At 69.9% G+C, this 11,229-nt stretch carries 9 protein-coding genes; all 9 read left to right on the plus strand.

All coding sequences use genetic code 11. From position 1 onward, the window contains the following. Nucleotides 1–4 precede the first annotated feature (4 nt). Complete coding sequence (gene argJ, locus ABD989_RS08705; RefSeq protein WP_345313199.1) at nucleotides 5–1,192, plus strand: bifunctional glutamate N-acetyltransferase/amino-acid acetyltransferase ArgJ; 1,188 nt, start codon at nucleotides 5–7, stop codon at nucleotides 1,190–1,192. Continuing rightward, a complete protein-coding gene (gene argB, locus ABD989_RS08710; RefSeq protein WP_345313181.1) occupies nucleotides 1,189–2,127 on the plus strand; it encodes an acetylglutamate kinase in 939 nt (312 codons plus the stop codon). Before argJ ends, argB begins: the two co-directional genes overlap by 4 nt. Beyond that, complete coding sequence (locus ABD989_RS08715) at nucleotides 2,124–3,320, plus strand: acetylornithine transaminase (protein WP_345313182.1); 1,197 nt, start codon at nucleotides 2,124–2,126, stop codon at nucleotides 3,318–3,320. Before argB ends, ABD989_RS08715 begins: the two co-directional genes overlap by 4 nt. Further along, nucleotides 3,317–4,240 carry an ornithine carbamoyltransferase gene (gene argF, locus ABD989_RS08720; protein WP_345313183.1) on the plus strand — a complete coding sequence of 308 codons (924 nt, stop codon included), beginning with the start codon at nucleotides 3,317–3,319 and terminating at the stop codon, nucleotides 4,238–4,240. The genes ABD989_RS08715 and argF overlap by 4 nt, the downstream gene beginning before the upstream one ends. Further along, complete coding sequence (locus ABD989_RS08725) at nucleotides 4,237–4,740, plus strand: arginine repressor (protein WP_345313184.1); 504 nt, start codon at nucleotides 4,237–4,239, stop codon at nucleotides 4,738–4,740. Before argF ends, ABD989_RS08725 begins: the two co-directional genes overlap by 4 nt. Nucleotides 4,741–4,809: 69 nt before the next feature. Then, the gene (argH, locus tag ABD989_RS08730; protein WP_345313185.1) at nucleotides 4,810–6,252 is read left to right on the plus strand and encodes an argininosuccinate lyase; all 1,443 of its coding nucleotides are present in this window, start codon (nucleotides 4,810–4,812) and stop codon (nucleotides 6,250–6,252) included. A gap of 100 nt (nucleotides 6,253–6,352) precedes the next feature. Beyond that, complete coding sequence (locus ABD989_RS08735) at nucleotides 6,353–9,427, plus strand: AMP-binding protein (protein ID WP_345313186.1); 3,075 nt, start codon at nucleotides 6,353–6,355, stop codon at nucleotides 9,425–9,427. 27 nt (nucleotides 9,428–9,454) lie between these two features. Then, entirely contained in the window at nucleotides 9,455–9,679 is a 225-nt protein-coding gene (locus tag ABD989_RS08740) for a Trm112 family protein (protein WP_345313187.1), read from the plus strand. Next, nucleotides 9,676–10,962, plus strand: coding sequence for a tyrosine--tRNA ligase (tyrS, locus tag ABD989_RS08745; protein ID WP_345313188.1), 1,287 nt, complete (start codon nucleotides 9,676–9,678; stop codon nucleotides 10,960–10,962). Before ABD989_RS08740 ends, tyrS begins: the two co-directional genes overlap by 4 nt. Nucleotides 10,963–11,229 lie beyond the last annotated feature (267 nt).

An 11,229-nucleotide genomic window follows, 5' to 3' on the forward strand; every position in this document is an offset into this window, starting at 1 on the left:
CCGGATGGTGCGTCGGCAGGGCGTCACCGCCCCGCTCGGTTTCCGCGCCGCCGGCGTGACCGCGGGCCTCAAGCCGTCGGGCAAGTCCGATCTGGCGCTGGTCTTCAACGAGGGCCCCGACCTGGGTGCCGCGGCCGTCTTCACCAAGAACCAGGTGAAGGCCGCGCCGGTGCTGTGGACCGCCGAAATCATCAAGTCGCAGCGGGTGCGCGCGGTGATCCTCAACTCGGGCGGCGCCAACGCGTGCACCGGACCGGGCGGCTTCCAGGACGCCCACGCCACCGCCGAAGCGGTCGCGCAGACCTTGTCGAACTGGGGCACCGAGACCGGCGCCATCGAGGTGGCGGTGTGCTCCACCGGGATCATCGGCGAGCGGCTGCCGATGGACAAGCTGCTGCCGGGCGTCACCGAGATCGTCCACGAGATGGCCGGCGGTCTGGAGGGCGGCACCGACGCCGCGTGGGCCATCATGACCACCGACACCGTGCCCAAGCAGGTCGCGCTGCACCATCCGGGCGGATGGAACGTCGGCGGCATGGCCAAGGGCGCGGGCATGATGGCGCCCTCGCTGGCCACCATGCTGGTGGTGCTGACCACCGACGCCAAGGTCGCCCCGGACATGCTCGACACCGCGCTGCGTCGTGCCACTGCGCTGACCTTCGACCGTCTGGACATCGACGGATCGACGTCGACCAACGACACCGTGCTGCTGCTGGCCTCCGGCGCCAGCCAGATCGAGGTGACCCAGGAGGCGCTCGACGCCGCGGTCTTCGCGGTCTGCGACGACCTCGCCACCCAGCTGCAGGGTGACGCGGAGGGCGTCACCAAGCGCTGCTCGATCACCGTGACCGGCGCGCGCACCGAAGACGAGGCCCTCACCGTGGCCCGCACCATCGGTCGCGACTCGCTCGTCAAGACCGCGCTGTTCGGCTCCGACCCGAACTGGGGCCGCGTCCTCGCCGCCATCGGCATCGCGCCGGTGGTGATCGACCCGAACACCATCACCGTCTCGTTCAACGGATCGGCCGTATGCGTCGACGGCACCGGCGTGGCCGGCGCCCGCGAGGTCGACCTGTCCGGCGACCGCATCGACGTGGTGGCCGACCTGGGCCTCGGTGACGCTGAGGCCACCATTCGCACCACCGATCTGTCCCACGCCTACGTCGAAGAGAACTCGGCCTACACCACATGAGCACTGCAACCCCTGACGGCATCCCACCCCTCGACGGCACTCCGCCCCTCGATAAGGCGGCGATCCTCGCCGAGTCGCTGCCCGCGCTGCAAGCGCTGCACGGCCGCCGCGTCGTGGTGAAGTACGGCGGCAACGCCATGATCGACGACGACCTGAAGGCGGCCTTCGCCGCCGACATGGTGCTGCTGCGCGCCTGCGGGATTCATCCCGTCGTGGTGCACGGCGGTGGCCCGCAGATCTCCGCCATGCTGACCCGCCTCGGCCTCGACGGCGAGTTCCGCGGCGGCTTCCGCGTCACCACCCCCGAGGTGATGGAAGTGGCGCGCATGGTGCTGTTCGGTCAGGTCGGGCGTGAACTGGTCGGCCTGATCAACAGCTACGGCCCGTACGCCGTCGGTCTGACCGGTGAGGACGCCAAGCTGCTCACCGCGGCCCGGCGCACGGTGCTGGTCGACGGCGAGCAGCTCGACATCGGCCTCGTCGGCGACATCGCGGCGGTCAACACCTCGGCCGTCGACGATCTGATCGCCGCCGGCCGGATCCCGGTGATCTCCACCCTCGCACCCGACGTCGACGGCGTGGTGCACAACATCAACGCCGACACCGCCGCCGGCGCGGTCGCCGACGCGCTGGGCGCCGAGCATCTCGTGATGCTGACCGACGTCGAAGGCCTGTACACCGACTGGCCGGACCGGTCGTCGCTGGTCAACGAGATCGACGCCGATGCGGTCGCCGAACTCCTGCCGCGCCTGGACGCGGGCATGATCCCGAAGATGGAGGCGTGCCTGCGCGCCGTGCGCGGCGGCGTCCGCGCCGCCCACGTGATCGACGGCCGTCGCCCGCACGCCGTGCTGGCCGCCCTGCTCACCGCCTCCACCGCGGGCACCACCGTCGTCGCCCGTCCCTCCACTCCCGTCGAAAGGCCCGCGTCATGACCGCCCCGCTGCAGGAACGCTGGTCCGCCTCGTTCATGAACAACTACGGCACCCCGCCGGTGGCGTTGGTGCGCGGCGAGGGCGCCGTGGTGGTCGACGCCGACGGCAAGGAGTACCTCGACCTGCTCGGCGGCATAGCCGTCAACGCGCTGGGGCACGCCAACCCCGAGCTGGTGCGCGCGGTGGCCGAGCAGCTGCAGACGCTGGGCCACGTCTCCAACCTGTACATCTCGCCGACCGTCGTCGAACTCGCCGAGAAGCTGCTCGACGCCTTCGGCCAGCCCGGCCGGGTGTTCTTCTGCAACTCCGGCACCGAGGCCAACGAGGCCGCGTTCAAGCTCGCGCGGCTCACCGGCCGCCCGCAGATCATCGCGGCCGACGGCGGCTTCCACGGCCGGACCATGGGCGCGCTGGCGATGACCGGCCAGCCCGGCAAGCGCGAGCCGTTCGAGCCGATGCCGGCCGGCGTCGACTTCGTGCCGTACGGCGACATCGACGCGCTCGCCGCCGCCGTCTCCGACCAGACGGCCGCGGTGATCCTGGAACCGATCCAGGGGGAGCGCGGCGTGGTGGTGCCCGGACCGGACTACCTGGCCGCGGCTCGGCGGATCACCGCCGAGCACGGCGCGCTGCTGATCCTGGACGAGGTGCAGACCGGCATCGGCCGCACCGGCGTCATGTTCGCCCACCAGCGCGCGGGCATCGTGCCCGACGTGATGACCCTGGCCAAGGGCCTCGGTGGCGGTCTGCCCATCGGCGCGGTGCTCGCGACCGGATCCGCGGCCGACCTGTTCGGGCCCGGTCAGCACGGCACCACCTTCGGCGGCAATCCCGCGGCGGCCGCGGCCGCGCTCGCCGTCCTCGGCTACATCGAGCAGCATGATCTGCTCACCCACGTCGACACCCTCGGTAAGGCGCTGGCCACCGACATCGAGGCGCTCGAGCACCCGCAGATCGCCGGGGTGCGGGGCGACGGCCTGCTGCTGGGCGTGGTGTTGCGCGCGCCGATCGCCGCCGGCGCGGAGGCCGCGGCTCGCGAGCAGGGCTTCCTGATCAACGCTCCGGCGGCCGACGTGCTGCGTTTGGCCCCGCCGTTGATCCTCACTCGGGCGCAGGCCGACGGTTTCGTCGCCGCGCTGCCCGCCATCCTCGACACCGCGACCGCCGCAGCGGCCGCGCAGGAGAACGCATGACCAGGCATTTCCTTCGGGACGACGACGTGACCCCCGCCGAGCAGGCGCAGGTGCTGGCCCTGGCGGCCGAGCTGAAGAAGGACCCGACCGGGCACAAACCGCTCGCCGGTCCGCGGGCGATCGGCCTCATCTTCGACAAGAACTCCACGCGCACCCGCTTCTCGTTCGAGGTCGGCATCGCGCAGCTCGGCGGCCACGCCGTCGCCGTCGACGGTGCCACCACGCAGATGGGCCGCGACGAGACGCTGGCCGACACCGGGCGCGTGCTGTCCCGGTTCGTCGACGCCGTCGTGTGGCGCACCTTCGGTCAGGACCGGCTCGACGACCTCGCCGAGTTCGCGACCGTCCCGGTGGTGAACGCGCTCTCGGACAGCTTCCACCCGTGCCAGGTGCTCGCCGACCTGCTGACGATCACCGAGCACAAGGGCGCCCCGGCCGGGCTCACCATGACCTACCTCGGCGACACCGCCAACAACATGGCGCACTCGCTGGCACTGGGCGGCGTGATGGCCGGCATGCACGTGCGACTGTCCGGACCGGACGGCTTCGACCCGGACCCGCAGGTCCTCGCCGACGTGCAGCGCCAGGCCGCGGCGACCGGCGGCAGCCTCGCGGTGATCGACGACCCGGTCGCGGCCGCCACCGGTGCCGACGTGCTGGTCACCGACACCTGGGTGTCGATGGGGCAGGAGGGCGACGGCCTCGATCGGGTCGGACCGTTCCGTCCGTACCAGATCAACTCCGCACTCCTCGGCCACGCGGCGGACGACGCGATCGTGCTGCACTGCCTGCCCGCCCACCGCGGCGAGGAGATCACCGACGAGGTGATCGACGGCCCGGCGAGCGTCGTCTTCGACGAAGCCGAGAACCGCCTGCACGCGCAGAAGGCCCTGCTGGCCTGGTTGCTGGAGCAGGCATGACCGAGCCCGAGGCCACCCCACCCCGGCTGGCGGCGACGCGGGCCGGGCGGCTGGCTCGGATCGTCGAGCTGCTCACGCGGATGCAGGTGCGCAGCCAGGCGGAGCTGCGGCAGCTGTTGGCCGACGAAGGCATCGACGTCACCCAGGCGACGCTGTCCCGGGACCTGGACGAGCTCGGCGCGGTGAAGCTGCGCGGCGCCGACGGCGGCACCGGCGTGTACCTGGTGCCCGAGGACGGGAGCCCGGTCCGCGGCGTCGCGGGCGGCACCGCCCGCCTGTCCCGCCTGCTCGGCGAGCTGCTGGTATCGGTGGACTCGTCCGGCGACATGGCGGTGCTGCGCACCCCGCCGGGCGCCGCGCAGTATCTGGCCAGTGCGCTGGATCGCGCGAGCCTGCCGGAGATCGTCGGCACCATCGCCGGCGACGACACCGTCTTCGTCCTCGCCCGGGAGCCGCGCACCGGCGCGCAGGTGGCACAGAGCCTCGAACGGCTCGTCTGATCCACCGCCGCACTGCACCAGACTTGAACCACCAGACTTGAAACACCAACACACAGGAGTGAGCACCACATGGTCGACGACGCGAACGCAACGCCAGAGGCTGGCGCCACCAACACGGGTGCCCTGTGGGGCGGCCGCTTCGCGGATGGGCCCGCCGCGGCGATGGCCGCGCTGAGCAAGTCCACGCACTTCGACTGGGCCCTGGCGCCCTTCGACATCGCCGCGTCGCAGGCGCACGCACGGGTGCTGAATCGGGCCGGGCTGCTCACCGATGAAGACCTCGAGGCGATGCACGACGGCCTGGCCGACCTGGCGGCCGACATCGCTTCGGGCGAGTTCGTCGCCGCCGAGTCCGACGAAGACGTGCACGGCGCACTCGAGCGCGGCCTGATCGAGCGGGTCGGCGCCGAACTGGGCGGACGCCTGCGCGCAGGCCGGTCGCGCAACGACCAGGTCGCGACCCTGTTCCGGATGTGGCTGCGCGCGGCGCTCCGCCGCGTCGGCGCCGATGTGCTCGACCTGGCGCAGGCCCTCGTCGGCCAGGCGCAGGCGCACCCCGGCGTGGTGATGCCGGGCAAGACGCACCTGCAGGCCGCGCAGCCGGTGCTGTTGGGCCACACCCTGATGGCGCACGCGCAGCCGCTGCTGCGCGACGTGGCGCGCATCGTCGACGCCGATCGTCGACTCGCGGTGTCGCCGTACGGTTCCGGCGCGCTCGCCGGCTCGTCGCTCGGCCTGGATCCGGCCGCGATCGCCGCCGATCTGGGCTTCGACAGCGCCGCCGACAACTCCATCGACGCGACCAGCTCGCGCGACTTCGCCGCCGAGGCGGCCTTCGTGCTGGCGATGATCGGTGTCGACATGTCCCGCCTGGGCGAGGACGTGATCCTGTGGAGCACACCGGAATTCGGCTACGTGACCCTGGCCGACGCCTGGTCCACCGGCAGCTCGATCATGCCGCAGAAGAAGAACCCGGACGTCGCCGAACTGGCCCGCGGCAAGGCCGGTCGACTCATCGGCAACCTCTCCGGACTGCTGGCCACCCTCAAGGCACAGCCGCTGGCCTACAACCGGGACCTGCAGGAAGACAAGGAGCCGGTCTTCGACTCGGTGGAACAGCTCGAACTACTGCTTCCGGCGATGACCGGCCTGATCGCTACCCTCGAGTTCCACGCCGAGCGGATGGCCGAGCTGGCTCCGGCCGGCTTCACGCTGGCCACTGACATCGCCGAATGGCTTGTCCGCCAGGGGGTTCCCTTCCGCGTGGCGCACGAGGTCGCCGGCGCGTGCGTGCGCGAAGCGGAGAGCCGCGGCGTCGGTCTGGCCGATCTGAGCGACGACGACTTCCGGGCGATCCACCCCGAACTGACCCCGGGAGTGCGTGAGGTCCTCACCGTGATCGGATCGATCGAGTCCCGCAACGCGCTCGGCGGCACGGCGTCGGTGCAAGTACTGCGGCAGATCGACGTCGCCACGGCGAAGATCGCCGAGTTGCGCGACGCACTCGCCTGACGGGGGCGCCCGCGAGCTGACCCGCAAGTAGGGAAGTGTTCGGCAGGCCACCGCCGTTCGCTAGAGTGAGCGGGATCGCGTTCGTGAAAGAGGTAATGCCGTGGCAGGACTGCCGAATGTCGGGGGGACGATCGGTCGGATCGTCGCGACCGCGCAGAACGGGCTCGAAGTCATCCGCATGGGCGGCTTCGACACCGGGACCGAGCCGGCGCCGTACCGCGTCGTCGAGACCGAGCAGATGTACCGGCTGCGGCGGTATTTCCCGGACGATCCGGGCGACGGCTACTCGCATGTGATCCTGATTCCGCCGATGATGGTGTCGGCCAACGTCTATGACGTGACCGAAGAGAACGGCGCCGTCTCCATCCTGCACAAGCAGGGGATCATCCCCTGGGTGATCGACTTCGGGTCGCCCGACCACGAAGAGGGCGGCATGGAGCGCACCCTCACCGATCACGTGCTGGCGATCAGTCGCGTGGTGGACCTGGTGCGGGGCGTGGTGGGTCGGGACATTCACCTCGGCGGTTACTCGCAGGGTGGCATGTTCGCCTATCAGGCGGCCGCGTACCGACGCTCGGAGGGCATCGCCAGCGTCGTGACCTACGGCAGCCCGGTGGACGTGCTGGCCGCACTACCGCTGGGTCTGCCTGCGGCCCTGGCCGTTCCGGGCGCCGAGATCCTCGCCGACCGCGTGTTCCACAAGCTCTGGATCCCGAGTTGGTTGGCGCGCACCGGTTTTCAGCTCGCCGACCCGGTCAAGACTGCCCGCAGCCGCATCGACTTCCTGCGGAAACTGCACGATCGCGACGCGCTCCTCCCGCGTGAGGACCAGCGCCGCTTCATCGAGCAGGAGGGTTGGGTCGCCTGGTCCGGGCCGGCCGTCGCCGAGTTGCTGCGCCAGTTCGTCTCGCACAACCGGATGGTGTCCGGCGGTTTCGTGATCGACGGCGACATCGTCTCGTTGACCGAGATCCGTTGCCCCGTCCTGGCTTTCGTCGGCGAGACCGACGACATCGGGCAGCCGCTCGCGGTGCGCGGCATCGTCGACGCCTCGCCCGACGCGGACGTCTACGAGGCGTTGGTGCCCGCTGGTCACTTCGGCCTGGTGGTGGGCTCCACCGCGGGCCGCCTGTCGTGGCCGACGACGGCCGAGTGGATCCGGTGGCACGACGGTGAGGGCGACGAGCCCGCCGAGATCGGTCCGATGGACCCCGACCGCAAGGGACGCGGCTCCGGCATCAGCTGGTCCAACCGCCTCACCTACGGGGTGGGCCAGGTGGCCGGCGCCGGCACCGCGCTCACCAAGGAGATCGTCGAGGCGGTGGAGTCGGTGCAGCGGACCTCCCGCGCGGTGGCCGCCGAATCGGTCCGCACCGTGCCGCGCCTGTTCCGCCTGGGGCAGATCCAGTCGTCCACGCGGATCTCGCTCGGCAAGCTGATGAGCGAGAACAATCGTCGGACCCCGGACGCGGAACTGTTCCTCTTCGAGGACCGCGTCCTGACGCACGAACAGGTCAACACGCGTATCGACAACGTCGTCGCGGGTCTGATCGAGTGCGGCGTACGGCCCGGCGAGCACCTCGGCGTGATGATGGATCCGCGTCCGAGCGCACTGGTCGCCATCGCGGCGTTGTCGCGACTCGGCGCCGTCGCCGTGCTGCTGTCGACCGCCGACGACCTCGACGAGATGCTCACCATCGCGCAGACGCGGGCCATCGTCACCGATCCGGTGCACCTGGAGGCCGCGGCCGCCGTCAGTGACCGCGTGCTGGTGCTCGGCGGCGGCGACCAGCGCGTCATCGATCGCGCCGACGGCGTCGAGATCGTCGACATGGAGCAGATCGACCCGGACCAGGTCCGGATCCCGGCCTGGTACCGCCCCGATCCGGGGCATGCCGGTGACCTGGCCTTCGTGCTGTTCACCCGCGTCGAAGGGCGACTGACGCGGTGGTCGGTGACCAACCACCGGTTCGCGATGTCCGCGTTCGGTGCGGCCGCGGCCGCGGGTCTCTCGACCTACGACACCGTGTACTGCCTCCCGCCGCTGCACCACGCCTCCGGCCTGCTGACCACGCTGGGTGCGACCGTCGCCGGTCGCTCGCGGATCGCGTTGTCGAACGGCGTCGATCCCGGGCGTTTCGGCCAGGAAGTCCGTCGGTACGGGGTCACCGTCGTCTCCTACACCTGGACCATGCTGCGCGAGGTGTTGCACGCGTCCGACTTCGATCCCGCGCAGCTCTCGAGCGTGCGGCTGTTCATGGGCTCGGGTCTCCCGACCGGGCTGTGGACGGAGATCGACGAACGCCTGCCGCGGGCCAAGGTGCTCGAGTTCTTCGCCACCGCCGACGGTTCGGCCATTCTGTCGAACATCGACGGCAGCAAGATCGGCGCGATGGGCCGACCCCTCCCGGAGACCAACGACGTGGCGGTGGCGGCCTACGACACCGAGCACGGACAGTTGGAAGTCGACGCGAACACCGGCTTCGTCCGCCAGACCGAACCCAACGAGGTCGGCATGCTGATGTCGCACGCCGGGCAGCGTTTCGAGGTCAGCGGCCAGGTGCTGCGGGACGTGTTCCGCCGCCAGGACCGGTGGGAGGTCTCCGGGCTGCTGTTCCGTCGCGACTACGACGGCGACCTCTGGTACATGGGTTCGGCCGCGGCGAGCATGCGGACCGCGGACGGCGTCGTCTACCCCGAACCGATCCGCCAGGCGCTGTCCAAGGTGCCGTCGGTGGATCAGGTGGTGGTCTACAGCGTCGGTGAACCCGGTGCCGAGGTGGTGGTCGCGGCCATCACCCTGCGCGACGGCGTCGCCTCCACCACGCCCACCCTGCTGCGGATCGCCCTCGGCGAGATCGCCGCGACGCAGCGTCCGCACCTGATCACCGTGATCAGCGACATTCCGGTCAGTGAGTCGTACCGTCCGCTCGTCGTCGATCGCAGCATGCCGCGTCCGGGCTCGCGGATCTGGTTCCGCGACGTGGACGGCCGGTACCGGCGCTACACCCGGTCGGCGGCCGACACCATCGACTGGTCGCGTCCCACGCCGCAGCCGGTGTCGCAGCGCCCGTCCGGCGATCAGTCCGCCGCCGGGCCGTCGGCCGTCGCGGCCCCTGTGGTCGAGACGACAGCCGTCGAGCCCGCGGCGGTCGGGGATCGGTCCGCCGAGTAGCCTGGTGCGCGGCGAAAGGGAGCACACATGACCTCACGTGCAGAGCAGTTGGACCCCGTGGTGCGGGCGCGGCTCGTCTGTCCGCAGGACCTCGGCGAACTGATCGATGCCGGCGACGAGCTGTACAACCCGCGGCTGCGCGTGGCGTACGCGATCGACGACCTGGGCATCCCGAACATGTTGATCGCGGACGCTCGCAAGGTGGGCGACGACGAACACCGACTGCTGACCGGTGAGGCGGGCGACAAATGAGCACTCCCGTGGATCCCGACTTTTTCGACGAACTGGCCTGGCGCGGCCTGATCGGACAGTCGACCGACCCCGACGCACTGCGCACCGTCCTCACCGAAGGGCCGATCTCGCTGTACGCGGGTTTCGACCCCACCGCCTCCAGCCTGCACGCCGGTCACCTCGTGCCGCTGTTGACGCTGCGCCGCTTCCAGCTGGCCGGGCACCGTCCCGTCGTACTCTCCGGCGGTGCGACCGGCCTCATCGGCGATCCCCGTGACGTCGGCGAACGCACCATGAACTCCGCCGACACCGTCGCCGGCTGGGCCGACAAGATCGTCGGCCAGCTGCAGCGTTTCGTCGCGATCGACGAGTCCGTCACCTCCGCGGTGCTGGTCAACAACCTCGACTGGATCAGCAAGCTCTCCGCCATCGACTTCCTGCGGGACATCGGCAAGCACTTCTCGGTCAACGTGATGCTCGCGCGCGAGACGGTCAAGCGTCGTCTGGAATCGGATGGCATCAGCTACACCGAGTTCAGTTACCTGCTCCTGCAGTCCAACGACTACCTCGAGCTGTACCGCCGGTACGGGTGCGTGCTCCAGATCGGCGGCTCCGATCAGTGGGGCAACATCCTCGGCGGCGTCGACCTGATCCGCAAGGTGGAAGCCGGCAGCGCGCATGCACTGACGGTCCCGCTGGTCACCGCGGCCGACGGCACCAAGTTCGGTAAGTCGACCGGTGGTGGCAGCCTGTGGCTCGACCCCGAGCTGACCTCGCCGTACGTCTGGTACCAGTACTTCGTGAACACGGCCGACGCTGACGTCATCAAGTACCTGAAGTGGTTCACCTTCCTGTCGCGCGAGGAGATCGCCGAGCTCGAGACCGCGGTCGCGGAGAAGCCGTTCCTGCGTGCCGCGCAGAAGCGCCTCGCCGCAGAGCTCACCACCCTCATCCACGGTGCCGACCAGACCGCGGCCGTCGAACTCGCCAGCTCGGCGCTGTTCGGACGCGGTGAACTGACCGGACTGGACGAGGGAACACTGGCCGCGGCACTGGGGGAGACCCAGATCGCCGAGTACGACGCGGGTGCCGCGCCCACCATCGTGGAACTGCTCGTCGACTCCGGTCTCGTCGCCGGCAGCAAGGCTGCTCGTCGGGCGATCGACGAGGGTGGCGCGTACGTCAACAACGTCAAGATCAGCGACGCCGATTGGATTCCGTCGGCCGACGATCTGCTGCACGGGCACTGGTTGGTGCTCCGCCGCGGCAAGAAGACTTTCGCCGGCGCGCGGATCGGCCGCTGACCAGCGGAGTTGTGTTCCTGTTCGACGGTGTGTAACTTTATCGGAGTTGCCAGCGAGCAGGGCGCCCGAGAGGGAGCCGGCCAGGGTGACAGACTCTGCTCAATGAAGTTCGCACGATGTATTTAGTCGTGTGGTGTTGTTGGGTGTGTGTTTTTTGAGAACTCGATAGTGTGTAAGAGAAATATTCTTGTGCCAGTTATGTTTTGGCTGGTGTCGAGGATTTTTTGGACAAGAATTTTGTTTTTGTTTTTGATTGTTTTTTGATGC

Source organism: Gordonia alkaliphila (assembly GCF_039542465.1).
Classification (GTDB): domain Bacteria; phylum Actinomycetota; class Actinomycetes; order Mycobacteriales; family Mycobacteriaceae; genus Gordonia; species Gordonia alkaliphila.